Consider the following 26,594-nt stretch of genomic DNA (forward strand, 5'->3'; position numbering starts at 1 on the left):
CCTTCCAATCCACTCACTCTGCAGCGGTCTTACCCTCAATAATAGTCGTCATGTTCGCTGCTGCTGCCAAAGGGTGAGCCGTATTCATCGATATCATCATCATCATACCGGGAACCAGCGCCTTTAACCGCCAACGCTTTCTGGATAATCATAATCTGACCGGTATGATACATGTCGTGGTTAATAATGCCATGCAACATATCGTAGTACGTATAGGTACGACCTGGGACAATGTCTTCCAGAAACTCATCATCATCCCGTTTATCGAGCTCGTTAATCAGTTCCTCCTGGCTTAGGCTCAACTCCATTTCCAGAGCTTCCCACTCAAAGTCATCAATTTTGTCGGGTAGCGCGCCAAAATCCTTGTTGGGGGTGGTAATATCAAACAGTTCATCACCCTGCATTTTCTTGACGCAAAAAATTCGCCAGCTGGTCATGTGAAAAACCAACTCGGCAATGCTATGCGTAGACGGAGCCAGTCGGCGACCCGCCATTTCGGGCGTTACGCCCCGCAACACATCAACGACTGACGGGCCATGCCAGGCCTCTTCCCCTTCATACGTCGTATTTAGTAAATCAATGATGCGGATGAGTTCATCGTTAGGGATCATAATCGATTCGGGTAGTATTGCCGTCAACTTGTCTGGTTAGTATCATAGGCTACCAGATCCGTTCGACGACTTAGGTCATCTAATTAATAGTTCGATAAATATTCCGGAACTGAATCAAAAATTGTGCTGCAATTGCTTCTCGACTTGTGGTTACATACCGACAGTTTTTTGAAGCAGAACCGTAAATAAGCAACAAAGTTAAGGTAATATCTTAGGGCTACCGAAAAAACCGGGAACACTTTACTTGAAAGTGCGGGAAGGGGGTTCAATGTAAAGAGGCTTACGAATATGCAGTTCAAAATGGCATGTTTTATGTAGTAAACAGTTTTATAACTTATGCTTACCAAAGCGTGACTATAAAACATTCGTCATGTCGGAAGTAAGGAATGTAATCCAAATGTGCCGATATACGCCTTACTATTTCTTCTTCATTACTATTCTGCTCGTTACAAAAGGATTGGGGCAGGCAGTCAAGCCGCTTCGTTACCGGACTGAACTCGGCAGCTACTTTGCGGCTTCTGGTGAAACACCCTTCTGGCTTCGTGCCAATCAATATGGTATTGTTCCACAGGAATCCGCCTTACTGTCTCTTCGGCATAGTATGCGGGTCGATTACCACGATACCCCTTAAACTAAACTGGATAGTCTGCGGGCAGTCAACCGTCGTGTTGACTGGGGTTGGGGAGCCGAAGTGGTTCTGAATGCCGGGTATAGCTACCAACTCTTAATTCCAGAAGCCTATGTTAAAGTTAAATTTGGACAAGCCATTGAAGTGTGGGCGGGTCGACGTCGGGAAGTAATTGGTCTGGTTGACTCGACCCTTAGTTCGGGCTCTTATAGCTGGTCTGGCAATACGTTACCAATGGCTAAAATCCAGGTAGCCATACCGGAGTATTTTCCGCGAAATAGTTTGTTTAGCTTCAAGGGATTTTATGCCCACGGCTGGTTTGAAGAGGATCGATTTATAAAAAATGTCTTACTACACCAAAAAGCCCTGTATGGCCGTTTCGGTAAACCGGGATGGCGTCTTAAACTCTATGGCGGGTTCAATCACCAGGCCATGTGGAGCGGCAATACGGAGCGGTTACCGGGAAGTGTTATAAAAAACAATCAACTGCCCAATCGATTCAGCGACTACCTCGATGTGGTTACGGCCAGTTCTCTGGGCAATCGAACAGATCTGGATACCAATCGAATCAGTAGCTTTGACCGGCAGAATCGGATAGGCAATCACCTGGGTTCTTTTGATGTTGGATTCGAGTACACTGCACGGAAATTTTCCGTTTTTGCTTACCGCCAGAGCGTCTATGAAGATGGCTCCCTATTTTATCTGACGAACATTCAGGATGGGCTTAATGGGCTGCGAATTCGGAATCTTCGGCCTGTCAATCCACATGGTGTTCAAATCCAAACAATCTTATTGGAATATTTGTACACACAGAGCCAGGGTGGAAAATTATTTCTGGAGAACGATCAACAACGCGGACGAGACAATTACTTTAACCATTCGCAATATATGGACGGTTGGTCGCGGTATGGATTAACCATGGGAACGCCTTTTATCACGCCATCGTCCGACAGTCAGGGGGACTTACCTAAATACGGATTCACCAATAATAACCGGGTGGCGGTAATGCACGTTGGGTTATCGGGCCAGGCCTATGATTTTTTGCGTTTTCAGCTCAAAGTTTCCTACAGTCAAAACGTAGGCACCTACGAAGTACCTTTTGAAAAACCCGTTCATCAATTCTCATCGGCACTTAATTTAACAGCGCCATTGCCTATCCTAAACGGGATTACGGCCACGACAGCCCTAGCCACTGATATAGGTGGACTGTACACCAACAATGTTGGGTTTTATGTAGGCTTTCGGAAGGAGGGGCAAAGCCGTAAACGTAATTAACCAGCCGCCCGGTCGTTTACAGGCAGCTGGTTAATTAAAATGGTTCTCCCCTATCGGCTAAGCTAACCATCCGTCTGATTATCCAAGTATTCGAACTTGAGGCCTCCCTAATACCTTTAAGGAGTAATCCATTTTGGGCAGGCCAGACTCGTTACCGACGAGTACCGAAATCCGTTACCCAGTAATGCTTGTATGTGCTGGTAGTGCTGTAACCATATCCGACGCCAACGTTTTTAAAATTGGCACTCATAATATTAGCGCAGTGACCCGGTGATTTAAGCCAGCCATCTACCACAGCCCTTGTCGTTGAGTACCCGGCAGCGATGTTTTCACCGGCAGCCCGCCATACGTACCCCTCTCGTGTCATTCGATCCCAGGGCAATGAACCATCCCGACCGGTATGGCTGAAATAATTGTATGTAGCCAGATCGACGGCAAATTTATTCGAAGCTGAATTGAGTTGCGTATCCAGCGTTAAAGCTGGTACGGCCGGATATACTTTTGTACCACATAGACAGGATTTCGACCGAGCCTGATTGATATATGTGAGTACTTCCTGCTGTTGAACAGTAGTGGCTAGCCTCGCTCCTGATGGATTGGGGGATAAACTTGACGGGCCAGTTCCCCCTTCCTTATAGACTGACGACATAACGGGCGCTGGCGTCTGGACGTTGTCTTTTTCTACCTGACACGAAATAAAGGCCCCAACCATAGCAGCGCAGCCCAATAGCTTTTTCATACTCATTTCTATATCTGATTATTTTTGATTGAACAATATCATATCTACCATTTTTGTAAATATAAGAATATATTATTAAACATATTATTTACGTTATTCTTAAATTGATAACTATATGCATAATAATATGTATATAAGCACTAAAAAATATTAATCTCGTTTTTAATGATCTTCACCGATTTAAGCCAAAATCAACTGCCTGATCGATTCAATTTCTACTTCACAGTATACTAGCATTACCGGGGGGGATAGCTTGGATACAGGTAATCCCTTTCACGAATTTGTGAAGAGGGATTACCTGTTAGACGCTGTATAATCAGGAATTTCGTTTGCGCTCCCAATTACCTTTTTCTGGCTTGGGGCGAATAAGGTAAACATCCAGCAGTGCATATGGGCGTGCCAAATACTCTCGAATCAGTGTGCGCAGAGAATATCCGTCCGGAACGTCCTGAGCAGCAAACGCAATGGCCTCCATTCCTTCGTGATTGCCAATATAGAGCGCGCGGGCGTTGTGGAAATTTTGAGAAATGATCGTGATTTTTTCCTGGTTGAAAACGTCTTTACAACGCACAACTGAATCAAAGGTCCGATAACCGGCGTAATCCAGTGTCATCACCGAAGCCGGAATACCAAGTTTAATCAGCGCGCGCTGCATGTCGACGGGCTCATTATAATACTCTGAGTCATTATTTCCGCTCAGAATTAAATACTTCACTTTACCTTCTTTCCAAAGTCGGGCGGTAGCCTCCATCCGGTACCGAAAAAACAGGTTCTCTTTTCCCGTTCGTACGAATTTGCTGGTACCAAGCACCAGACCAACATCATTGGCGGGCAACTCGTGAATATTAAAATAAATCTGATTCCGCGTATTATAAACAACCCAATAGTTACTAACTAACACGACCGTAGCACCGCCAAACAACAGGGCGATAGTCAGTTTAATGGTCCACTTTACGGCCCGGACTCCTGCCGCTTCGCGGGTTGAATCTTTGCTGTAGTCTGAAGCCAAGGTCGTGTTCATTTTGTTAACGGCTAAAATGCGGGTTTTCGATCAGTCCAACCACATTACCAAAAGGATCTTTCAGAGATGCCACGTAAATACCATCGCCCACAGCCTCCACCGGAGCCAGCAGAGTAGCACCCAAATCCAAAAAATGCTCAACTGACTTCTCTATGCTGGCAACACCCCAATAAGTCAGAGTGCTACCAGCAGCGATCTGTACGTTGGGGTCGAGCCCCAGTTCATAGCCCCCAACGTTAAAACCAACGTAAAATGGCTGGTCAAAATACGGTTCAATACCCAGCGCTTTCGAGTACCAAACTTTGGTTTGCATTAGATCCGGGGCGGCATAGATTACCGTTCTCAAGCCCAACAGTTTAGTCTCCATCATAAGCTATACCAATCAACTTCAGGAAAACAACCCTAGCTGGATTGACTCTTTTTCCTCCACATCCGTTGGCACAAGTGCAATTGGCTCGGCAGCAGGCGTACTCTTAATGGTTTCCGCTACAATTTTCGGTGCCAGCAACTTTACCTCTTTTACTTTTGCAAAAGGCAGTTTATTGCCTAATGCCTTCCAGCCCCGCACGTCAATAAATCCTTCAGGCTCTAAAATCATCTTTTCCAGCGGTCCCCGATCCTTTACCTGATGTATGATTTCGATACGCGGGTACCGGTCGTTGGTAACGACAAGATTTTTTGACCCTTTTATATCGCCGATAAAGCTGAATTTCTTGTCCAGCGATGTGGTCTCCACCTTAAACCGTTTCACATACCAGGCTTTTTGATTCGCTTCGTAATAGATGCATGACAGTACGGTTTCCGGGTCGAATTTCTGCAACAGGGTTATTTCACCCGGTTCATACCGGTTGGTCAGATCAAAACTGGTTAGTTCATACTGGCCTTCTTTATAAACGACGAGGATACTGTCTTTCGCATCGAAGTTACCCAGTAAACGACCTCGCTCATCCCGATTCAGCCTGCCCAGGTGCTCGTCGTACCAGATATCAACTCCACCGAGCGTCGACACACCGCCCGTTTTTTGAGTGATTTTCCTGACCGGATATTTGGTCAGGATATTTCCCTGTGCCGACCGGTTTTTAATGCCAACCGACGCAAAATCGTAATCGAACTGCTTGATCTTAGCCGTACACTGTGCCGTTAGGTTAATGGTGATCACCTCGGCTTCGCCGTTATCATTGGCACTGAAATAGGTCATCTTCGACTTGGGATTCCCCATCGTCAGATCGTATTCCCGATCGCGGGTGACCCCCGTTACGGGGAAACGTTTGGCCATCGAGATACCCGACTTACCATCCAGGTACACCAGGTTATAAATCTTGCGCTCGTCGTTTTTCTTGAATACCGATACGTATACAATATCCTTGCCGACAAACACCTTCTCAGCAACTTTTACGACCATGCACTTACCATCCCGCCGGAACACGATAATATCGTCGATATCCGAGCAGTCGCTCACATATTCGTCTTTCTTCAATCCATACCCAATAAACCCACCTTCGCGGTCGACGTAAAGCTTCTGGTTAGCCGCGGCCACCACACTGGCTGCAATGGTATTGAACGCCCGGATTTCCGTTTTACGCTCGCGGCCTTTGCCGTACTTCTTCTGCAGATCTTTGTAGTAGGCAATGGCAAAGCGGGTGATATTTGCCAAATTATCTTCCGTTTCGGCCAGTTCCTGCTCCAGCCGACGCATCAGCTCTTCGGCTTTGAACCCGTCGTACTTCGAAATCCGCTTTATCTTGATCTCCGTCAACCGGATAATGTCATCTTCGGTAATCTCCCGATAAAACAGTTTCCGGTGGGGTTTGAGAGCTTTGTCTATCGTGGAAATAACGGCTTCAAATGTTTCGCATTCTTCGATCTTTCGGTAAATACGGTTCTCGATAAATATCTTTTCGAGTGAGCTATACAGCAAGCGCTCCATCAACTCACTACGCCGGATTTCGAGTTCGCGTTGCAATAGTTGAACCGTCTGGTGCGTATTTACCCGCAGAATGTCGGTAACACTCACGAAATGAGGCTTGTCGCCAATGATTACGCAGGCATTGGGCGATATGGACACTTCGCAATCCGTGAAGGCATAGAGCGCGTCAATGGTGACATCGGGCGAAACACCCGGCTGTAGATGCACCAGAATTTCGACATCCTTTGCCGTATTATCGACCACGGCGGCTGTTGTCCGGTTGGGGGCCTTGATACGGATTTTACCCAACTCTGCCGCCTTCACAATCGAATCGATCAATTGGGAGGTAGTTACGCCAAAGGGCACATCCCGAATCGCCAGAATTTTCTTGTCGACTTCTTCAATTTTAGCCCGAACCCGAACCTTTCCGCCCCGGTGGCCATCGTTATAATTGCTTACATCAATATGGCCACCCGTTTGAAAATCGGGATACAGCGTAACGGGCTTATCCTTTAAAATATTGATGGATGCCTCAATCAGTTCGTTGAAGTTATGCGGCAAAATCTTGGTCGACAATCCGACCGCAATACCTTCGACACCCTGGGCCAGCAACAGTGGAAACTTGACAGGCAGGGTAACCGGCTCTTTTTTACGGCCATCGTACGACAATTGCCACTCGGTCGTTTTGTCATTGTAGATCGCATCGAGAGCGAACTTCGATAACCGAACCTCAATATACCGCGGAGCAGCGGCTCCGTCGCCGGTTCGAACGTCCCCCCAGCTACCTTGTGTATCGAAGAGGAGTTCTTTCTGACCAATATTTACCAGGGCCTCTCCAATTGATGCATCACCGTGAGGGTGAAACTGCATGGTTTGCCCGATCACATTGGCTACTTTATTGAAACGACCATCATCCATCTCCTTCAACGCGTGTAAAATTCGGCGCTGAACGGGTTTTAAGCCATCTTCTACGGCGGGAACGGCCCGTTCGAGAATAACGTAGGATGCGTAATCCAGAAAATAGTTTTCGTATAAGCCTGACACAACGGTTTGTTCGTGCAGGACTTCGCTGTTGGTGTTTTTAGGTGGCTCGTCCAGATCGAGAGATTCGATAGATTCAGTGCCTTCTCCAGTAAAACTGGCGTCTGGCAGCTGGTTGTCGTCCTCCTCTAGTGGCTGTTCATTTTCTTCGTTTATCATTGACTTGTTTCAGGAACTATTCCAGTGGATACGTACACAGGTTTACCGAGCGATTGTCATCATATTCGGCTCCTTAAATATACAAAGAAAAGTTGAAAATCGGTCAAATTGACCGGTAAAAGGCGTTTAAGCCGGTAAGGTTTTTTCGCTCAATAACCCCGTCCCAGTTCGACTTCGTTTTCCAATGGAAGCCCGGATCGGAAACGCTCCAGATTACGCAGGAGCTGATCCACTTTCCCGGCGTCTTCATCCGGTTGTCCGCCCCCCGTATGCTGGGTCAAAATCACCGTTGGCAATGTCCATAAAGGGCTGTCGGTTGGCAGCGGTTCCTTGGCTGTAACATCCAGCACTGCCCCCCCTAAATGATTGGATTGCAGGGCACTGATCAGGGCTGGTTCGTCGGTAGTAGTGCCCCTGCCTACGTTGGCGTATAAACTGCCTGGTTTCATGGCGGCAATCAGGTCAGCAGCAAAAAAACCGGTTGCCGTACCGGGCAGGCAGTTGATAACAATATCGGTTTGCGGCAATACCGCCTTTAGTTCATCGACCGTGTGCAGATCAGCTTTAGGATCCGTTCTGGCCAGCATTTTTATAGGGCATTCGAAACCTGACAGCATTTGTCGGACGGCGTGTCCGATGGTACCTGTCCCAAGTATAACGACGCTTTTCTGCCAGAGCGAACCCGTCCTCGCGCGAATAGGAGCACCCACCCATGTAGACTGGCTTTGTAGCGTTGTCAGCTCAGGAATGCATCGATAAAAAGCCAAAATGCCAGCCATCATCGTTTCCGCACAGGGACGAGCGAAGTAATCGCCCATATTGGCGATCTTAGCCTGTACCTGCACCTGCCTGAAGCCATCGAAACCGGCTGAGTCTAACTGCCAGAATTTAATCATTGGCAGTGGTTCAGAAAACCAGCTGACGGGAGGATTACCCAGCACAAAATCAGCCTGCCGAAAGGCGACCTGCTGCTCACCTTCCGGCAGGTCGTACCGAAAAATGGGTTGTACATCTGCTGGTAGTCGCTGTTTAAGTTCAGCTTTGAGCGTATCGTTGAGCGGGGGATTAATAAATAGCTGCATAAGTAAATTCTGACATGATTAATCGCAAAGAACGTAAGGTTAGCATAAAGTCCACTAGTTAGGCCGTTTGTTACCTACGGCTTACTTAGCGGACTTTATTATCTGCGTAAAGTGCCTCCCTTTATTTACTGCCCCCTTTCAGCTGACCCATCAGCCAGGTGGTCATTTTCTCCGTTTGTTCAGGATAAGTCCAATGCCCTGTATCGAGGACCAATTCCAGCCTTTTAGGGCCGGGAATAACGTTGTATGCAGCATACATGGACGTTGGCGGACAGGTTTCGTCGTTGAATCCCCAGGAATAGTAGCCAGGCACGTTTACCAGTCTGGCGAAATTCACGACATCGTAATATCCGGTGGTTTTGATGCGGTCAGGCTTATTGTTATAAGCGAGATTATCGCCCGCAAACAAATGCGGCCATCCACCCGCCCGGCCGCTTAGGTAGCCGGCTACATCAGCTAAAGCCGGATAATAGGCACCAAGCAATTTGATCCGGGAATCGAGTCCAGCGGTTACAATGCTCAGCGCTCCTCCCTGACTCCCACCGGTGACAGCCAGATTCTGTCCGTCATACTGCGGCATGCTGGTCAGGTAATCGACAGCCCTCAGGCATCCGAGATAAACCCGTTTGTAATAATAGCGGTCCCGGTCGTCGAGGTTCGCTGCCTGGTAGCCATTCAGGGGTCCCCGGCTCAGGTTATCGTAAACGCTGGCATCCATCGTTACCGGAATGCCATGAATGCCCACCTCCAAGGTAATAAATCCTTTGTCAGCCTCAGCTATCATGCCATTGTAAGGGCGAACACCTGCGCCGGGCACGCGTAGAATGGCCGGATATTTACCCTCTTTCTTAGGCACGCATAAAATACCGTAGAAACGGGAATTATTGATGTTCTGTACATTGAGCTGGTACACATTGGTCAGTTCCGTGCATCGCTCCGGCAACAATGTCATGCGGGCGTCGATGGGTACTTTGGCCAAGTCAGCCTTTGCATTGTCCCAGAATGCCTTAAAGTCGGCAGGATTGGCCACGGTAGGTTTGATGCTCGATGGATCAAAACCAACGGTTGTTAATCCTCGATATTCCTTACCGTCAACTTCCGCCGTGGCGATGCACCGAAGAAACCCGGCGGTCTTCAACGTACCGGCATCCAGGCCCAGTGTTCCGTCTTTTAGGGTAACGGTTTCCTTTTTGGTGGGCTCCATCTTTTCCGGACCTATTTCATACCGAAGCTTAACACCGCGCATCAGCACATTGCTTCGGAATACCGAGATGGTAAATTTGACAGGTTCGCCCGGTTTGTAGAGCCAGTCGGCATGGTCGGGGGAAACGATCACTTTAACGAGCCGCTCAACGGGTTGAGCCAGCGCGTTTGTTACCCAAATCAGCAGGAGTCCTGGTATAAGAAGTTTCTTCATGGATTTTAGAGCACAAATTTGATCTATCATCCAGACAAAGCAACCTGTTGCAGTTTTATAACCGGTCTTTATTCTGCAACTCTGGCCAGTGATTGCTGGCCTCGCCGAACGGTCTGTAGATTTACGATACACCGAACCAGCAATGTGAGTGGAAATACCACATCGAAACCGCCGGGCACTCTGGAGAGGAACATACCAATAATCAGCAGCAAAGCCGTGATACCAAAGTAAAGCGTGCGTTGTTTGGCCGTCACCGTAGACCTCGTTGCCCAGTAGATCAACGGCAGGTGGAACGGCATCAGGAATAACAACGAAGGATTCCAGGCGGTCACGCCATCATCCCTTATCAGCCAGAGAATCAGCAGAAACCAACCCATAAATCCGCAAATACCAAATAACAACCGGTCGAGCCAGCGATCAACTTTCCCATTAATTACATACCTGCGAATGGTAAAAGCGGCTACTAAAAAACCAAAGATTGTGAACACCACATCGGGATCGAAAAAGAATGGTACCTGTTTACGAAAGGTTTTTTGAGCTGCAAACAAGACCTGATCACTTTGCACCAGCGGAATCGGTTGACCATTTGCCTGAAGTAAGGTAGCCTGAGCAAACTGGTCGTGAACCTGATCGGGCAAATACATGGCTCGCCACCCATCAGTTTGCTCGTTGGCCGGCCAGCCAATGGCAATATTCATACCCAGCTGGTACCAGGGTTTTTCATTAAGGTAGTCATTCATCCAATCGCGGTAAGATTTACCGGTCATCCGTGAACGCGAAGGTATTACAAGACTGTCTCCACAAGCTTCAACGATCATATCGCGGGGGCGGGTGGCGCAGTTATCGTAATAGAATTTATACCGGTAGTTCCGGTTTTCGGGCAGATAATTCTTTTCAAGAGCGGCAAAAATACGCTGCCGCTGGGCAGGCGTCAGATTTAGCTGTTGCTCCCGAATGCTGCGGTTGGTCTGCTGATAGTAGTACGCCACCTGATACAGGTTGTGAACAGACAAGAAGTAAGGGAGCGTACCACGCAAAAATTTTAGGATGAAATAATCAGCCCGGTAGTCAAATCCGCCATAACTATAATCCCGATCGAGGCCCAGCGCCGGGTCGACGATGCGAATTTCGGTATGTCCGAACGACGAAGAAATGTCGTCGTCGCCTGGCCCATAGGTGATTAGGCTGATTCGTGCCGCCGGGGATAGTGTTTGACTAAAAGACGAAAGGGGGATAGTTAGCGATGCGATAAGCACCAACAACACGGTAATGGCCCACGGCTTACCGACTCGTTCCAGGCCACATACCTGCCGAAAATTATTCATCTTCCCCATCTTCTTCTGTATCATCCTCATCATTTGTGTACACTCGCTTAGCCTTACCCCGACTCGGCTCTTTTCCCTGTACGCAGATGACAATTTCACCTTTAATTGTTTTTTGAGAAAAATAAGCAATTAATTCCGCCAAAGTGCCCCGCTGATTTTCTTCAAACAGTTTGGTCAGTTCTCTCGACACACTCGCCTGTCGTTCTGCCCCAAATACTTCGGTAAATTGCTGAAGGGTTTTAAGGAGCCGATGGGGGGATTCATAGAACACCATTGTCCGCTCCTCCCCTGCCAACTCGGTCAGCCGGGTCTGGCGACCTTTTTTATGCGGTAAAAATCCCTCAAATGTAAACCGGTCGTTTGGCAACCCCGAGTTAACCAGAGCGGGTACAAAAGCGGTCGGGCCCGGCAAACATTCAACGAGGATATCGTTTTTTATACACTCCCGCACTAACAGAAAGCCAGGGTCTGATATGCCCGGCGTACCCGCATCAGACACCAGTGCCAGCGTTTTTCCTTCTTTCAACTGGTTTACCAGCCGCTGAACAGTTTGATGTTCATTGAAAATATGGTAACTGTGAAGGGGCTTGCTGATGTTCAGGTGCCGCAATAAAACGCCTGACGTACGGGTATCTTCGGCCAGGATCGTATCGACGCTTTGTAGAATTTTAATGGCCCTGAGGGTAATGTCGTCCAGATTTCCGATGGGCGTCGGCACGAGGTACAGTTTCATGTCGCAAGTTAACGCTTAGTATCTATCTGTACCAGCAAATGAGCAGCCCATTCGGCGTATTACCCAGACGATGTCGCTTAAAAGGGTTTCACTTTACCACTTTTCACCTACCAGTTTATCAATGGCCCCGGCCAGCTTACGGTCTTTATCTGTAATAGTATTACCTGAATCGTGCGTTGAGAGTTTAATCGATACCCGGTTATAGACGTTCGACCACCAGGGATGATGATCCATTTTCTCGGCTATCAGCGCCACCCGGGTCATAAAGGCGAAAGCTTCATTAAAATCGGCGAACTGAAATTCGCGGGTGAGTTGGTTTTCCTGCTCCTGCCACATAAAACGGTTATTTGGTGGTTTATTCTCCTTTAAACAGCATCGCGTTTAAAGAGTTTCAGTATGTTCAACCAGCTTTTACCCAATTTAAGTCGTTCTTTCTGATATAAATCTAAATTGATTAGTACACCGTATATACGAACAGGTATAGTTTTATGGATGATTAACAAGTGCCGGGCTACTTTGCATCGGCATTTGTGTTTTCATGAAGTCAACCTGATTTCAATAAATATATTTTAATTAAATGCATAGTTTAGCTTGACCATAAGGGCTTCAGATTACATACAAGACATTTTTGAGCCGATTATTGAATTATAACTGCGTGGTGATTAAGGTAAACTGTTTTAAAATAAAGAAACATAGTAAATTATTTTGCATAAAATTACTATATCAAAATACCACATTTAGGTTACTCTTATAGTCAATTTCAACTATTATCAATGGCAATAATTACTCATTATACTTTATATAAATTTTAAAAATTTAATTTTAACATACAACCTGTTTTTAGAAATATAAGGTATATTAGCACTCCAATTACATTATACAATTTTCCGTAACTTATATTTAACGAAATATGTTTTTGACTTTTACTTCCGTAGATATACTTGGAATCGAGAAAAAGTACTCATGGTGGTTTAATACCATGGAATATGCATTGGATGTGTTGAGCAACCTTACTGTTTCAGGCAGATGTATTCTTTCTGCGCAATTAATTGACAATAACAATTGCATACAGTTGCCTCTTGAGGCTTTTGATGGTTACTGCATGTCGGGATCAATCCGTGAACTGGAAATGCAGTGGCAGTTCTTGCTGAGCGAACCTGTTCAGTCCGAATTTATTGCTTAATTAAATGTTTATTTAGTCGGATCCTCAGTTCCTACTACAAGAACTACGGTCTATTCTAAAGACTGTTTAGAATTCATTTACACAACTTTTTTTTGCTTTTGCCTATAAATTAGGTGTGTTTGTCCTATAGTTTCGGTACAAGAACCATGACAAACACGCCTATTGTGATCAATACATTATTTGTGTCATTTGGTGTTAGATCGACTAGTTACTTCAGCAGAGGAAATTCAGGACGGTTCTGATCGAAAAAATCCTCCTCCTGATCAATTGCGATCAGGTGATTAAACGCGTCTTTACGATTCTCAACATCCGCTGAATCGAAACGCTTGTATGTTGTCCAGTCAACATAAGCGGTGTTGGTATTGATTATAAGATAGCCACCTCCCTCCAACTTTTTGTTATCCAAAGAAGGTATATATACGACTGTCAGAGTAATTGACTGACCCTCATATTTTGGGTAAAATGTCCAGGTAAGTGTCATCTTAATTAAATAATTAACCTCAATACTCAATATATCTGTACTGGCAAATATAAACTCTGTAAAATAAATTAATTTCCAAATAGTAATAAGCTAAGGAGAAAAATAAATATACATTTATGCGTTTAAAACTTACTAAATTTTCGCATGAAGTTAATAGTTTTATACTTTTCTAATATTAATTAAAAATAAATAAACTATTTATTAAAATAATATTTGGATTTTTTGGAGTCTAATTATTTAACACCATACTTTATAGACCTAAAAATGCAAATACTGCTTTATTCCCTATAAAAATACCCCCAATTTAACTACTTACCGAGATTGTACATTTTCAATACTTGTATGCTTAACACGTGGGTTGATTGGTTGCCTAAGCCAGCACTTTCGACCTGATTTGAATCTCGTTGTGGTATCTGAAGCAAGTTTTAATAGTCAATATTAGTTAAGTCAATTTTAATAAATAGTTTATATACGGTTATGAAACAACTCAACATTTTCTGTCTGAAAGGCCAACAAATCGCCTGCGGTATCTGGGAGGACAACAAGCTCGTGAATATTTTTGATCTAAAGGGAAACCAGATTGCTTACGGGATCTGTAACGATGGAAAAACTATTACCCTCTATAGTGTCATTGGTGAGTATATACAGTATGGCATAAACAAACAAACGGGTCCCATACACTTTTATACAGTCACCGGCGACTATATCTCATACGGTATAATGTAATGCCCCTGTTATACTCTCTATTTTCGGCAAAACCCGTCAAAATCTAAGCAGCCGGGACAAGATAAAGCGTCAATGTTGGCGTATACACCTCTTTTTTATCGGGATGTGGCATGTGTTCCAGAAAGGGTGGTTTGTCAACGACAACTCTATAGGAAGTAAACTTACCGTTTTCATTCACCATGGATACCCTGTGCTCTGTACCCATTTGAAAATCAGGCCCAAAAGCTGTATCAAAATTAATCCAGGCAGCCGGAGCAAACTGAGTGACTGTCTGTCTGCTCTGGTCCGTGTATAACATAAGCCGTAAAAGAACTTCTGGTGTCAAAAGGGATGCATTACTTGTAAAGCCGCTCATATAGTATAGTTATTATACAGTGCGACAAGTAAAACATAATTTGTGTGAAAAGCAAATGATTAATCAATAGACTTGCTCCATCTCCCGATTGGACACCTACAAATGAAAGAAGTCCGCACAACACGGTGCGGACTTCAATGCAGAGAGGAAGCGATTCGAAGTCGGGCGCGACCCCGGCTCGATTCGTTGGCCCACAGACACGCTTTCCCAGCGAACGCCTTCTCCCGATCGGACGCCCACAAATGAAAGAAGTCCGCACCGTATTGTGCGGACTTCAATGCAGAGAGGAAGAGATTCGAAGTCGGGCGCGACCCCGGCTCGATTCGATGGCCAATAGACATGCTTTTCTAACGAACGCCTTCTCCCGATCGGACACCCACAAATGAAAGAAGTCCGCACAACACGGTGCGGACTTCAATGCAGAGAGGAAGAGATTCGAACTCTCGATACGGTTGCCCGCATACACACTTTCCAGGCGTGCTCCTTCAACCACTCGGACACCTCTCTAAAAACGAAGTCAGCAAACCAACTTGCTGACTTCTGGCAGAGAGCGAGGGATTCGAACCCCCGGTACCCTTGCGAGTACTTCTGATTTCGAATCAGACCCATTCGACCACTCTGGCAGCTCTCTGTGTTTGGGAGTGCAAAGATGCACGATTGATACTAAAAACGCAACTCCCGCCTATCAAAAAAATTGCTATTCACTCATTTCACCGCTAATTGACTGAGCCATAAGCTCCCGAATTCGTGCTGGCTCGTTCTCTTTGCCGAGTAGTATCATCAGCTTCGTAATGGCTGCCTCGGTAGTTATATCGGCACCACTTACCACACCGATATGCAACAGCTGTTTACTCGTCTGGTACTGTCCCTGCGTAACGCGCCCGCCCTCGCATTGCGATACATTTACAATAACGACACCTCGATCAATTGCTTCTTTTAAGGTGTTCAGAAACCACTCATCCGTTGGTGCATTACCTGCTCCGAACGTTTCCAGAACCAAACCCCGTAGATTTTTAATGTTTACAATTGATTCGACAACGGGTTGCTGGATTCCGGGAAAAAGCTTTAAAATCGTAACGTTCGTATCAAAACTTGTACAAAGGGTAAGTGCCTGACGGTCTTGATAAGGACGTATATAAGGCCTGTTATAATCAATACTTACACCGGCGGTGGCTAAGTGAGGATAATTCTCCGAAGCAAATGCATTGAACTGAACACTCTCCTGCTTGGTTGACCGATTTCCCCTCAACAACAACGAATTAAAATACACGCAAACTTCCGGAACGATGGGCTTACTATTTTCTTTGGCTTCGTCCACGGCGGCCGAATCCACGGCGGCCGAATCCACGGCGGCAGCAATCTCCAGGGCGGTAATGAAGTTTTCCCGGGCATCGCTGCGCGCTACTCCTATGGGCAGCTGAGCCCCCGTCAGGATCACAGGCTTGTTCAGGTTAATCAGCATGAAACTTAACGCAGAGGCTGTGTACGACATGGTATCGGTTCCATGAAGTATGACAAAGCTATTATACTGCGCATAATTTACCTGGATGATTTCCGCTAACTCAACCCATATTTCGGGTTTCATATTCGACGAATCGATGATTTGCTCCAGGGTAATCAGAGTGATGTCAAAATCGAGTCGATTTAGTTCCGGCAACCGATCAAGCACCCGATCAAAGTCGAAAGGAACGAGCTGGCTGGCTTTGGGATCATATTCCATACCAAAAGTGCCCCCTGTGTAAATGACTAAAACAGATGCCCTTGCTTTTGGCGGGAAAACTGGATTTAAGTGTAAGGTTTTGTATGTCATGAAGTGTATAAAAGGTATACCCTGTACTGTTCACTACCCAGGAAGCAGGTTAGCGTACAAAACAGGCAATAGAGAAAGGGCGTTCGCGGTTGTATGACGCGCCACGTCATCCCGGTTAATATGCATTAAATCGGCTACCCGTTGGGCAATTAGCTGAAGATAAGCGGGCTCGTTTCGTTTGCCCCGGTACGGAACAGGCGCCAGATACGGGCTATCCGTCTCGAGTACCAGATGCTCCAGACTAATATGCGGAAGCACTTTATCCAATCCACCGTTTTTAAAAGTTGCTACGCCACCAATACCTAGTTTGAAGCCCATGTCAATGGCACGTTTGGCTTCGTCAAGGGAGCCGACAAAACAATGGAAGATTCCGGTTAATCCGGGCAACGCGAGTTTTTCAATTAAATCGGCGGCTTCCATAAACGCATTTCGGTCATGACCGGAACGTGTGTGCATGGAAACCGGTAATTTTTGCTCGGCAGCCCACCGCAATTGTGTCTCGAACGCAACGAACTGCTGGTCAACATAAGTCATATCCCAGTAAAAATCCAGGCCAATTTCACCAACAGCCATAAACGCATGTCGATTCAGATTATCTTCAACAGCTATCAACTCCTCATCGACGGTGTCATTGACATAGGCCGGGTGTAAACCCATCATCGGCAAACAACGATCCGGATATTGATCTGCGAGCGACATCATACCGGGTATGGTTTCGCGGGCACAGTTGGGCATCCAGATCTGACTGATCTGTTCCTGCTCGGCCTGACGGAGCATCTTATCCCGATCTTGCTCAAACTGTTCGTCGTAAATATGAGCGTGTGTATCTATTAAAGTCATTTTTGTAAGTGATAGTGGTCAGGTAAGTTGGTAAGTCGGTAAGTTAGTAAGTCAGTAAGTCGGTAAGTCAGTGAGCACTTTTTGCGTCAGCCACTTACTGACTTACCGACTTACCTGACTTACTGACTTACCTAACTTACCGACTCATTCATAACTCCTTCCTTTCCACTCAATTTTGATGGGCAATAAATAAAAAGCCACCGAAAGGGGGCCGATGATTAGTTGATAAACCTCAAAAAACAACGCGTAAGGCCATAACTTGGTTTGGTTCAGCCGACTTAATCCAAAGGAAAGGACCATTGTCTGGATAAGAAGTTTGATGATATAGACGCCAATTGCCAACAGGGGCGAGACCAGCCCAACCAGAATCAAAAGGGGACCGGCGAGGTATTGCGCATAGAGTCCGATGACCATCCAAACTGGTAGAGCGGAGGCCCCCCTCATCCAACGCTTACGTTGCTGCAGAAACGCAGATAGGGAATGAACAGGCAATGTTTCAGCTAACACACTCTCCGACAAAAGATTACCGAATCCAAAGCCTTTAGCTATAATAGTCTGAAAGAGTGTGTAATCTTCAACTACCGAAAATGGTATAGTTTCATATCCACCGACAGCATCGTAGGCTTCCCGTGAAACGGCCATGTTGTTGCCCATAGCGGTAACCGGTATTCCCAGGATGCCTAAAAGGTGAGTCAGCGTTAGGTTGTATAGCCAGTCTATTCCCTGTAGCTTATCAAAAAAGCCTGATCCTACCGGTAGCGTAACCCCTGTAACGATGCCTACTTTTTCGGTGAACTGTCGACTCATGTCCAATAGCCATCCGGTTGGAACCTGGGTATCCGCATCAGTGAAAAAAAACTGTTGCCCCTTCGCCTGTCTGGCCAACTGGGCCAACACATTCGCCTTCCCCCGTAGTTCGGTTACCGGCGAGGTTATATCAATTAAGCGAAAGTTGGATTTGTCGGCGATAAAGGCAGACACAATAGCTCGGGTATGGTCGGTTGACTGATCATTCCCAATGAGTACTTCGTAACATCCGAATGGATAATCGAGGTTTATTAAGGCGTTCAGGCAATCGTTTATCGTTTTTTCTTCGTTCCGTACGGCAACAAGAATGCTGATAAACGGATTGATGTCTGTGGCCGTCCGGGTATCAGGTGCATCAAAACCCAGCATACACAGGTTGTGGGACGGCCCGAAATGAGTAGCCACGGTTGGCAAAATAAGCGAGCATCCGGGGCAGCACATACCGCATGGTGGGCCAGGCTTTTAAACTATCGTGAAAAACCACAATGGACCCAGGCTTAGTGTATTGAATTGTCTTGCGAAGGCACACATCAGCCGGTAGGCTTCGGTCAAAATCGCCCGTTAGCACGTCCCACATGACAATCGAATAATTTTCCAGCACTTCTGCCACCTGTGTCTTCTTGATACGACCGTATGGCGGACGAAATAGCGACGTTTCAACGCCTAACTGTGATTGACATTTTTGGATATTTTCCAGATATGCCTTATCGTCAGTTTTCCAGCCATTGAGGTGATTGTAGGTATGATTTCCCACCATGTGACCAGCCTCCAATACGTTAAACAATATGTCCTTATGTTTTCGGACATTGTCTCCAATGCAGAAAAAAGTGGCTTGTGCGGCAAACTTATCTAATTGTTCCAGCACAAATTCCGTAACGTCCGGAATGGGACCGTCATCAAATGTCAGATAAATCGTGGGTTCAACCGCTTCATCAATCTTCCACCAGAACTCAGGATAGACCGTTCGGAGTAAAAAGTTAGACTTATGCAGAAAAAAAGGCAAGTTGCTAAACGTTTATGAAGTGAGTATATAATATTGGGTATATAATGTATCCGAAGGCAGGCTAGTTAACCTATATCCAACATCATATATCAATTAAGGTCTCGTCCTTTCCATCGGTAACCCTTCCCCTGCGCAACGATCCCGAAGAAAAGCACATAGAATGGGTATAAGAACTGGGTAAGTGGAATTACGCTCACTGACGATTTTTTTTGTAAAAAAACAAGAATCTGTCGTAAAAACAAAAACTCTGGCAGAAGCTTTAAACCAATAACGATTAGCGCAGCCTTTCCGTTTAAATTACCAATCAGCCAGCTTAATACGGCCAGTATCGGCACAGCATTACTTAGAAAAATAAAAACTGCCAGTAAAGACGGCAGATAGTTATCATACGCCCGCCATTTGCTGGCCCAACGTTTTCGTTGGTGAAAAAAGCCCTGCCATGACCGATGCGGATTGGTATGCACAATAGCTGACGAACTTTTCAGAAACTGTACCCCCTGCGGGTAACGAGCCGCAATCTTGTGCATCAATAACTCATCATCGCCCGAGGCCAGATGGTCGATACCAGAAAAACCATCTACTTCCAGAAAGACCCTCTTTTCATAACAAAGGTTGGCACCGTTACACATGGTCGGCCTACCGAGGGCTAAGGTACAGGCTCCCGTACCGATCAGGCTGGCAAATTCAACGATTTGAAGCGCATCGAATAGTGAATCGCCCTCCGTAAAGGTGACGGGACCGGAAATCAGCTTTGCCTTTGTCTGATGATAACAGTCAGCAATTGTTTCCAGCCACTTTGCATTTACTCGACAATCGCCATCGGTCGTCACGATCAATTCACCTGTCGATAGGGCTATGCTTTGGGCGATTGCCCGCTTTTTGGGCGACGTGGTCCGCGCATTGGTCAACGCCAACGGGTGAAGGGCAAACGGTGCTATCCGTGCATACTGTTGAACCACGGCCAAGGTTGTATCGGTCGACGAATCATCGGCTACAATCACCTCAAAGTGCTCGTAGGTTTGCTGGCTCAGGTCATCCAGCAGATTACCGATATTTTCGGCTTCATTCCGGACGGGAATAATAACGGTTATTTTGGGACCAGTTCCCCCTCGATTCTTGGTCCGAAAGGTTGGCATTCGCTGCCAGGTAAGCCCAAGCGTGATTGTGAAAAGAGCATATAACCCGCTGATCACGAGCAGAAAAATTGTCATCAAGCGGTTAATTTTAATTTATAAACCCAAATCAAGCCAACCAAAACAGGTGTCAACACATTTGCAAACCAAAGTAACAGGGTCGCTGTCAGCACGACGGACACTTCTACACCATAGGGTGAAAACACCCATAAAGAAGCCGCTTCCCGAACGCCCAGATCACTCAAAAGATTGAAAGCCGGGGTAATAGTTTTGGCGAGAAAAACCAGGCCAATCCCAGCGAAGGCTCTTACGGGTGGAATATCAAGTCCAACAACCTGCATCGCGATATAAAACTGCCCTGAAAAAATGAGGTAGCGGACGGCAGCTGCACCCAGCGCCAGGCTTATTTCCCGATCCGTGTACTCTCCGGCTACCCGTATATACTGACTGACTCGTTTACCGAAAGATCGACTGGCTAGAAATGAAATCACTCGCTGGCGAGTCGCACCAAGCAAAACGCCCGCCAGAGATAGTCCCAACAGAACACCGAGCAGCAGCATACCGGATTGCGTCTTTCGCTCGGGTACTTCCATCAGGTGATACAACCAGGCTAAGGTGCCAAAAATAATAGCGACATAAAACTGCATTCCTCCAGACATCAAGGATGCACCAATTGCACCAGCCCGGTTTCTTTCCAGCGACATGACGCGACCGGCCGTATCACCGAGTTGCGCCGGCAGGGCAAAGCCAAGCGAAACGCCCGCCAGGACCCCTTTGTAAGCAGCCCAAAAGGGTATAGGGTTCACCCGCCAGAGAAGTATCTGCCATTTCAGGGCTTCGAGTCCCCAATTTACCGGTGTCAGCAAAAACAGACAGGCGGCCCATCTTTCCGGATGTTCAACTTTTTTAAGTTGCTCTTTGAGAGCTGGCCAGTTGACTGGTTTTTGCGTCAAAACATAACCTATATAACAAAGCAATGCCACCAAAACTGCAATTTTGGCCCAAAAAATGATTTTTTTATGTGGTTTAAGCGACAAAACAGAGGAGAACACGTTACTTTGCAATAGACCCAACGCCCAATCATGCTGATCAATCCTACTTCATCCATCGTTACCCCGGACAACCGACTTCCTGAGAAAGTTATTCTGGGAGTCGATCCCGGTACACAGGTTGCCGGTTACGGCATCATATCGGTGAAGGGCGGAGTTATGACCATGATGCAGTACGGTGTGGTTCAGTTGAGCAAATATACAACCTACCAGCTGAAGCTCCAGAAACTCCACGAAACCATGCTTCGGCTGATTGACGAGTATCACCCTGATGAGATGGCTATTGAAGATCCATTTTTTGGCAAAAACGTACAGTCAATGCTTAAACTGGGCCGGGCGCAGGGGGTGGTTATGGCAGCGGGTTTATCGCGTAATATCCCCATTGTGGAGTATGCACCCCGCCGGATCAAGCAATCAGTTACCGGCAACGGGAATGCTTCCAAAGAGCAGGTGTCGCAAATGGTTGGTCACTTGCTGAAAGAAACACTTGATCCCAAGTTTTTTGACGCTACAGATGCCCTGGCCATCGCTATTTGCCATCATTTTCACGAAAACGCCTTGCCGACGGTCTCCACAAAAAAGACGAAAAAAGGAGCCTGGGGCGCCTTCGTCAGCGAGAATGCCAATCGGGTTATGTAGTCAGGCAGTTATAGCTGGAATGACAGCCGATATTGCAACTGTCCATACAGTTTATAAACCCAAAGCACGCAGGTAGATGAGGAAGCAATACCGTCATTCATGGCTGGTTTCCAGTTTAATTTATCGGTTGACCATTCGGGCATTGTTCGGATAACATTCTGAACATAATTAACGGCTTCCGGCATTTGTCTGCTTTCGGCCAGACTACCGTTCACCAGGGCTTTCACCATAACCACCTGCCCTATTTCGTTGATCGTGATGGCTGCCGATACGCGCCTGACTCGTTCACCGTCGATAACGGTATTTAATTTTTGTTTTAGATAGGCCGACAGCTCTTTGGACTCACCCTGAAACGCAGCTGCCTGATAAAACGGTGCACAGACCTGTTTCGTCCCATCCGGTGTGTAGCATTCGCTCTTACTCAACCGTCCCCCCCGGTAGTATTCACGTCGTTTGGTAGCCCCATCTTCATAAAGAACCATAAATGGGCCATTGAGCATGTTATCCTTGTACTCGCAGCTTATGTACACTTTACCGTCAGGGTAATAAATTTTCGTTGGGCCGTTCCGGATAATGCGGCTTAAACTGTCGAGCTGAAAACCATTCGGCAATGTTTGCGGCAGCAGCGTATAGGTATCCAGGCGAAATACCGCGCCACTTTTAAGCAAGGTACGAACCGTAAAGTATTGGTTTCGTTTCCCAAAAAACAGAATCTCCTCGTCATAGTCCGCATACCGGCGTCGTTTCAAATGCTCGTTATCGGTCGCGTTGTTCTGTGCCAGTACAGGCAGACTGGTCAGTAACACAAGCAGGAAAGCGTAAAGAGTATTCATGAGACTGTTTCACTACTCAAGTTCCTAAAGATTCTAAGAATTAATGCACTACTTGTGCAGTAACACCCAAAACGGAATTGTACCTAAGATAGTTATTTCTCCATATATCTTTACAGTTGCCCTTGATTTCGTTTTATGTCCATTTTCCAGCATACCCTGCACTTACCTGCCTATCCGCGGGGTTTTCATCTGATCACTTCACTGGTTGAGCGTGAGTTTACGGACCTTCGCCGAATCCGTACTGGCTTACTTCAGGTTTTCATTCAGCATACGTCTGCCAGTTTGACGATCAATGAAAATGCCGACCCGACCGTTCGAGGGGACTTCGAACGGTTCTTCAACCGGACAGTACGCGAAAATGAACCCTATTACCAACATGATTATGAAGGTTCCGATGATATGCCCGCTCACCTGAAAGCAGCCTTGCTTGGTCACTCGGTTACCATACCCGTCACCAACGGTCGCCTGAACCTGGGTACCTGGCAAGGTATTTATCTGGGAGAACACCGCAATAACGGGGGGCGCCGAACCTTAATCCTTACGGCCTGGGGAGACGAATGATGTATTTTCTGCCCATTCATTAAACCATAACTAACTCCCTAGACCAAAACACATTAACTAAAATGTTTCATACGCAAAGTGCAGGGTCTCAGTTACAGTACCGCCCCGGGTTGTGGTTCGACTGGTAGGCAGATTATCGCTATTATACGTGTAAGCAAATGTGCTGTTACCGTCAGAAAGTACATTATTCTTACTAAGCGTTAGCAGATTAGAAATCCCTCCGTAATACGTGTAATACGAAATAAGGGCGGAGGTAGGTATAAAGGCAAATACGGAGGGGGTGGGAATGACATAAACACCGTAGAACGGGTTTACCTGATTATCGTAGGTGAAGTTATCAGTGCGATTACCTGTTAGGACAGTTTGTTTCACATTTGCTGTTCCTGTCATCGTGGCCGTGGTTAAATCATCCCCGGTAAACGTATAAGAATCGGTCTCATGCGTTGTCAGACCACCCGTGTCAAACGATTTCTTGGCACCGGTCAACCGGTTTGTTGCATCGTACTCTGGGTTAACCAACCAGACTCCACCATTCCCATTATTGTTGGTATACCTGATCTGAGCAACCTGTCCTGCGGCATTATAGCTATAAGTGTATAGCTCCGTGTTGGTCCCGAATTGGCTTGCCCGACGGATTATATCCCGTTTAAGTTCGATGAGTCGATTTTGAGCGTCATATTGGTAAACGCTCCTCTCTACCTGGGCTGCGGTACTATCGGGCGTTTCGAAAGCCAGTATCGTGCTCAGCCGACCTTGCGTATCGTACTGAAACGCACTCACCTTAGCGGTGTTGTTCGGTTGATCCTGCGTAATGGATTTTATCCGAAGTTTATTTACACCCGGCGTCACTTCCGGAACCCGATGATCTGTGCATTGAAAAAGCCCTACCAGCAGCAAGCTGAAATGCCACAAGTACAATTTTCTGAGTTTCATTGCTTTATCCTGTTTTAGGGTGTGTGTAGACTTACCAATAATGAATCATTAGGTTTACTTAAATTAAGCAATAAACTACTTACGTATAAATAAACCAACATTTCAATATTGTTCCGTAAAATTAGTATTATCTAAACGAGAACACGATAAAACAAGTAAAATCCAAGATATTTTATGACTATATTGATTACTCGGTAATTCTACTTTACCAGTCGCCAAACTTCAGCTATACTTGTAACGGGCAATTGACAGGCGCGGTTGTAGCACACATATACTGCCGTTTGGCCATTTATCTGACTACGGTGCTGCAAAAGGGGAATGTCACTTTTATCGACCGTTCCACACATCACTTTGTTCGGAAAGAACTCAGCGTCGACCTGCGACCGAAACAGCTCAACATCAGGACCAACGATGGCTATTTCGGCAGTGGGACGGGCGCGGAGTGCTAATATTGATGCCCAGTTAGATAGATAATCTGTGTTTTGCTGCACTAAGGGTTGCACGCGGCCCAGCATCTGATCGGCCCGTTCAGCATAAGCTGGCCGTTCGAGCAATAAACTTAAAACATGAAGATTTTCGGCCATCATCGAATTTGATGATGGGATTACATTATCAAAAAGCTCTTTTCGCCGAGCTATAAGCTCCTCGCCATTTTTATCTGTAAAGAAAAATAGAGGGTCCTGATCCCCCGTTTCCTCTGGCTTATCATCAGCGAAATTTGTCAGCACATACTGCATCAGCTGGTCAGCTTCGATTAACCAGCTTTCCGTGAACGTTGCCTGATATAGACACAGCAATCCATCGATCACAGCGGCATAGTCATCCAGAAAACCGGCCTGCCGTGCCCTTCCCAATTTGTACGTGTGCCATAGTCGACCGTTGCGGCTGTCGCGCATTTTCTTCAGTAAAAAATAGGCAAGACGCAGGGCAAGGGTCAGAAACTCGGGCTCACCAAAAACGCGGTAGGCCGTTGCCAGACCTTTCAGCATAAGACCATTCCAGGAGCAGAGGATTTTATCATCCAGCCCCGGACGAATCCGCTCATTCCGTACCCGCATTAACCGAGTGTGTGTGGCATCCAGACGAACATTCAGATCGGCCATAGACCAGCCCATCCGTTCGGCAAATGACTCGTCGGATTCCACCCTGTGCAGGATATTCCGACCATGCTCCCAATTCCCGGTTTCAGTAAGATTATATAGTTCAGCAAACCAGCCATAATCTCCCCCCAGAATATCCTGAAGTTCGGGGGTAGTGAAGGTGTAAAACTTACCTTCTTCACCTTCGCTATCGGCATCAAGCGCCGAATAAAAGCCCCCTTCCGAACTCAAGAGCTCTCGTTGGGCAAAGCCAATTGTTTGATAGACAACGTGTTTGTATAACTTACTTTTAGTTAAACTGTAAGCTTCAGCATAAAGAGTTAAAAGCTGTCCATTATCGTACAGCATTTTCTCAAAATGAGGGGCAAACCAGTCAACATCGGTCGAATAGCGGGCAAAACCACCCCCTAATTGATCGTAGATACCGCCGAGTGCCATCCGGTCAAGCGTCAGTCGAACCTGATGAAGCGCGGCCTCATTCCCGGCGGAGTTCGACAGTGTCACATCGTAATAGTGCAGTAGAAACCGCCATACACTAGGCATTGGGAACTTTGGGGCCCTCCGTAACCCTCCTTTCTCGTCGTCAGACTTAACCGCAACTTTTCGGTAGAGAACATCGAGCGTTTCGGGAGCATATAACGGGTCGTTCTGGGTTAGTCCATATCGTTCAGCATCCGTCAGATTCAGTTCCCGGGCAAATCCCTCGGCCGATTGAGCCAGGTCGGCTCGTTGTGCGTCAAAAGCCGCCCGGATACTGTCCAGCAGGTTTATCCAGTTTCTCTGAGGCAAATAAGTTACCCCATAAAATGGTTTGGCATCGGGCATTAGAAATACATTGAGTGGCCAGCCACCCTGCACTCCCATTGCCTGGACCGAATCCATGTAGATCGCATCGACATCGGGACGCTCCTCACGGTCGACTTTAATGCACACAAAATGATCGTTCATCACCTGAGCCACATTTTCCTTCTCAAATGACTCCCGCTCCATTACGTGGCACCAATGGCAGGCCGAATAGCCAATACTGACTAAAATCGGTTTGTCTTCTTCAACCGCTTTTGTTAGAGCTTCCTCCCCCCAGGGGTACCAGTTTACGGGGTTCTCGGCATGTTGAAGCAGGTAGGGGCTGGTTTCGTATTGGAGTTGATTAGGCATAAGTGGTTTGCTATTGTTTACCGGAGATACACGGATAAACTAAAAACTC

General features: G+C 46.5%; 28 protein-coding genes and 2 tRNA genes. 7 read left to right on the forward strand and 23 right to left on the reverse strand.

Features of this window, described 5'->3' with window-relative positions:
- Window positions 1–35 precede the first annotated feature (35 nt).
- Complete coding sequence (locus tag ACYVK4_RS15680) at window positions 36–611, reverse strand: DinB family protein (RefSeq protein WP_461128464.1); 576 nt, start codon at window positions 609–611, stop codon at window positions 36–38.
- A gap of 370 nt (window positions 612–981) precedes the next feature.
- Between ACYVK4_RS15680 and ACYVK4_RS15685 the strand changes: the two genes are divergently transcribed.
- The gene (locus tag ACYVK4_RS15685) at window positions 982–1,242 is read left to right on the forward strand and encodes a hypothetical protein (protein WP_461128465.1); all 261 of its coding nucleotides are present in this window, start codon (window positions 982–984) and stop codon (window positions 1,240–1,242) included.
- 60 nt (window positions 1,243–1,302) lie between these two features.
- Window positions 1,303–2,514, forward strand: coding sequence for a capsule assembly Wzi family protein (locus ACYVK4_RS15690; RefSeq protein ID WP_461128466.1), 1,212 nt, complete (start codon window positions 1,303–1,305; stop codon window positions 2,512–2,514).
- Between the two features lie 151 nt (window positions 2,515–2,665).
- Here the strand turns inward: ACYVK4_RS15690 and ACYVK4_RS15695 are convergent, their stop codons facing one another.
- The 9 genes from ACYVK4_RS15695 to ACYVK4_RS15735 all read right to left on the reverse strand — a co-directional run bounded on the left by ACYVK4_RS15695 (window position 2,666) and on the right by ACYVK4_RS15735 (window position 12,273).
- On the reverse strand, window positions 2,666–3,253 hold the full coding sequence (locus ACYVK4_RS15695; protein ID WP_461128467.1) for a CAP domain-containing protein: 588 nt from the start codon (window positions 3,251–3,253) through the stop codon (window positions 2,666–2,668).
- Window positions 3,254–3,569: 316 nt separating this feature from the next.
- Window positions 3,570–4,274: a SanA/YdcF family protein gene (locus ACYVK4_RS15700; RefSeq protein ID WP_461128468.1), complete on the reverse strand. Its 705-nt coding sequence runs from the start codon at window positions 4,272–4,274 to the stop codon at window positions 3,570–3,572.
- A 4-nt stretch (window positions 4,275–4,278) separates the two neighbouring features.
- Window positions 4,279–4,587, reverse strand: a complete 309-nt coding sequence (locus ACYVK4_RS15705; RefSeq protein ID WP_461128469.1) for a VOC family protein — start codon at window positions 4,585–4,587, stop codon at window positions 4,279–4,281.
- A gap of 75 nt (window positions 4,588–4,662) precedes the next feature.
- Complete coding sequence (locus ACYVK4_RS15710) at window positions 4,663–7,380, reverse strand: DNA gyrase/topoisomerase IV subunit A (RefSeq protein WP_461128470.1); 2,718 nt, start codon at window positions 7,378–7,380, stop codon at window positions 4,663–4,665.
- Window positions 7,381–7,529: 149 nt separating this feature from the next.
- Entirely contained in the window at window positions 7,530–8,462 is a 933-nt protein-coding gene (locus ACYVK4_RS15715; RefSeq protein ID WP_461128471.1) for a D-2-hydroxyacid dehydrogenase, read from the reverse strand.
- 121 nt (window positions 8,463–8,583) lie between these two features.
- Window positions 8,584–9,879, reverse strand: a complete 1,296-nt coding sequence (locus ACYVK4_RS15720) for an acetylxylan esterase (RefSeq protein WP_461128472.1) — start codon at window positions 9,877–9,879, stop codon at window positions 8,584–8,586.
- A 68-nt stretch (window positions 9,880–9,947) separates the two neighbouring features.
- Window positions 9,948–11,237: an Lnb N-terminal periplasmic domain-containing protein gene (locus tag ACYVK4_RS15725; protein ID WP_461128473.1), complete on the reverse strand. Its 1,290-nt coding sequence runs from the start codon at window positions 11,235–11,237 to the stop codon at window positions 9,948–9,950.
- Complete coding sequence (rsmI, locus tag ACYVK4_RS15730; RefSeq protein ID WP_461128474.1) at window positions 11,197–11,937, reverse strand: 16S rRNA (cytidine(1402)-2'-O)-methyltransferase; 741 nt, start codon at window positions 11,935–11,937, stop codon at window positions 11,197–11,199. Before rsmI ends, ACYVK4_RS15725 begins: the two co-directional genes overlap by 41 nt.
- A gap of 93 nt (window positions 11,938–12,030) precedes the next feature.
- Window positions 12,031–12,273: a 4a-hydroxytetrahydrobiopterin dehydratase gene (locus ACYVK4_RS15735; RefSeq protein WP_461128475.1), complete on the reverse strand. Its 243-nt coding sequence runs from the start codon at window positions 12,271–12,273 to the stop codon at window positions 12,031–12,033.
- 643 nt (window positions 12,274–12,916) lie between these two features.
- On the opposite strand from ACYVK4_RS15735, the gene ACYVK4_RS15740 reads away from it, so the two are divergent.
- Window positions 12,917–13,120 (forward strand): hypothetical protein, encoded by a 204-nt coding sequence (locus tag ACYVK4_RS15740; protein WP_461128476.1) that lies wholly within the window; start codon window positions 12,917–12,919, stop codon window positions 13,118–13,120.
- Between the two features lie 208 nt (window positions 13,121–13,328).
- Here ACYVK4_RS15740 and ACYVK4_RS15745 read toward each other — a convergent pair whose 3' ends face one another.
- Entirely contained in the window at window positions 13,329–13,601 is a 273-nt protein-coding gene (locus tag ACYVK4_RS15745) for a hypothetical protein (protein WP_461128477.1), read from the reverse strand.
- 477 nt (window positions 13,602–14,078) lie between these two features.
- On the opposite strand from ACYVK4_RS15745, the gene ACYVK4_RS15750 reads away from it, so the two are divergent.
- The gene (locus tag ACYVK4_RS15750) at window positions 14,079–14,327 is read left to right on the forward strand and encodes a hypothetical protein (protein WP_461128478.1); all 249 of its coding nucleotides are present in this window, start codon (window positions 14,079–14,081) and stop codon (window positions 14,325–14,327) included.
- A gap of 43 nt (window positions 14,328–14,370) precedes the next feature.
- Here ACYVK4_RS15750 and ACYVK4_RS15755 read toward each other — a convergent pair whose 3' ends face one another.
- Window positions 14,371–14,682: a hypothetical protein gene (locus ACYVK4_RS15755; RefSeq protein WP_461128479.1), complete on the reverse strand. Its 312-nt coding sequence runs from the start codon at window positions 14,680–14,682 to the stop codon at window positions 14,371–14,373.
- A 137-nt stretch (window positions 14,683–14,819) separates the two neighbouring features.
- Between ACYVK4_RS15755 and ACYVK4_RS15760 the strand changes: the two genes are divergently transcribed.
- Entirely contained in the window at window positions 14,820–15,068 is a 249-nt protein-coding gene (locus tag ACYVK4_RS15760) for a hypothetical protein (protein WP_461128480.1), read from the forward strand.
- 34 nt (window positions 15,069–15,102) lie between these two features.
- On the opposite strand, the gene ACYVK4_RS15765 is transcribed toward ACYVK4_RS15760, so the two are convergent.
- The 8 genes from ACYVK4_RS15765 to ACYVK4_RS15800 all read right to left on the reverse strand — a co-directional run bounded on the left by ACYVK4_RS15765 (window position 15,103) and on the right by ACYVK4_RS15800 (window position 21,312).
- Window positions 15,103–15,189, reverse strand: a tRNA-Ser gene (locus tag ACYVK4_RS15765).
- A gap of 34 nt (window positions 15,190–15,223) precedes the next feature.
- A tRNA-Ser gene (locus ACYVK4_RS15770) sits at window positions 15,224–15,313 on the reverse strand.
- Window positions 15,314–15,379: 66 nt separating this feature from the next.
- Window positions 15,380–16,492: an asparaginase gene (locus ACYVK4_RS15775; RefSeq protein ID WP_461128481.1), complete on the reverse strand. Its 1,113-nt coding sequence runs from the start codon at window positions 16,490–16,492 to the stop codon at window positions 15,380–15,382.
- Window positions 16,493–16,525: 33 nt separating this feature from the next.
- Window positions 16,526–17,332, reverse strand: a complete 807-nt coding sequence (locus ACYVK4_RS15780) for a TatD family hydrolase (RefSeq protein ID WP_461128482.1) — start codon at window positions 17,330–17,332, stop codon at window positions 16,526–16,528.
- A gap of 144 nt (window positions 17,333–17,476) precedes the next feature.
- Window positions 17,477–18,508, reverse strand: coding sequence for a glycosyltransferase (locus ACYVK4_RS15785; protein ID WP_461128483.1), 1,032 nt, complete (start codon window positions 18,506–18,508; stop codon window positions 17,477–17,479).
- The gene (locus ACYVK4_RS15790) at window positions 18,495–19,142 is read right to left on the reverse strand and encodes a polysaccharide deacetylase family protein (protein ID WP_461128484.1); all 648 of its coding nucleotides are present in this window, start codon (window positions 19,140–19,142) and stop codon (window positions 18,495–18,497) included. The genes ACYVK4_RS15785 and ACYVK4_RS15790 overlap by 14 nt, the downstream gene beginning before the upstream one ends.
- Before the next feature lie 89 nt (window positions 19,143–19,231).
- Window positions 19,232–20,353, reverse strand: coding sequence for a glycosyltransferase family 2 protein (locus ACYVK4_RS15795; RefSeq protein WP_461128485.1), 1,122 nt, complete (start codon window positions 20,351–20,353; stop codon window positions 19,232–19,234).
- Window positions 20,353–21,312, reverse strand: a complete 960-nt coding sequence (locus ACYVK4_RS15800; RefSeq protein ID WP_461129608.1) for a lysylphosphatidylglycerol synthase domain-containing protein — start codon at window positions 21,310–21,312, stop codon at window positions 20,353–20,355. Before ACYVK4_RS15800 ends, ACYVK4_RS15795 begins: the two co-directional genes overlap by 1 nt.
- Before the next feature lie 45 nt (window positions 21,313–21,357).
- Between ACYVK4_RS15800 and ruvC the strand changes: the two genes are divergently transcribed.
- A complete protein-coding gene (ruvC, locus tag ACYVK4_RS15805; RefSeq protein WP_461128486.1) occupies window positions 21,358–21,963 on the forward strand; it encodes a crossover junction endodeoxyribonuclease RuvC in 606 nt (201 codons plus the stop codon).
- 8 nt (window positions 21,964–21,971) lie between these two features.
- Here the strand turns inward: ruvC and ACYVK4_RS15810 are convergent, their stop codons facing one another.
- Window positions 21,972–22,796: a toxin-antitoxin system YwqK family antitoxin gene (locus ACYVK4_RS15810; RefSeq protein ID WP_461128487.1), complete on the reverse strand. Its 825-nt coding sequence runs from the start codon at window positions 22,794–22,796 to the stop codon at window positions 21,972–21,974.
- A gap of 135 nt (window positions 22,797–22,931) precedes the next feature.
- Between ACYVK4_RS15810 and ACYVK4_RS15815 the strand changes: the two genes are divergently transcribed.
- Window positions 22,932–23,357 (forward strand): secondary thiamine-phosphate synthase enzyme YjbQ, encoded by a 426-nt coding sequence (locus ACYVK4_RS15815; protein ID WP_461128488.1) that lies wholly within the window; start codon window positions 22,932–22,934, stop codon window positions 23,355–23,357.
- Between the two features lie 57 nt (window positions 23,358–23,414).
- Here ACYVK4_RS15815 and ACYVK4_RS15820 read toward each other — a convergent pair whose 3' ends face one another.
- Both ACYVK4_RS15820 and ACYVK4_RS15825 read right to left on the reverse strand, forming a co-directional pair.
- Complete coding sequence (locus ACYVK4_RS15820; RefSeq protein ID WP_461128489.1) at window positions 23,415–24,290, reverse strand: hypothetical protein; 876 nt, start codon at window positions 24,288–24,290, stop codon at window positions 23,415–23,417.
- A gap of 200 nt (window positions 24,291–24,490) precedes the next feature.
- Window positions 24,491–26,545: a thioredoxin domain-containing protein gene (locus tag ACYVK4_RS15825; protein ID WP_461128490.1), complete on the reverse strand. Its 2,055-nt coding sequence runs from the start codon at window positions 26,543–26,545 to the stop codon at window positions 24,491–24,493.
- Window positions 26,546–26,594 lie beyond the last annotated feature (49 nt).

The organism is Spirosoma aerophilum, assembly GCF_054782495.1.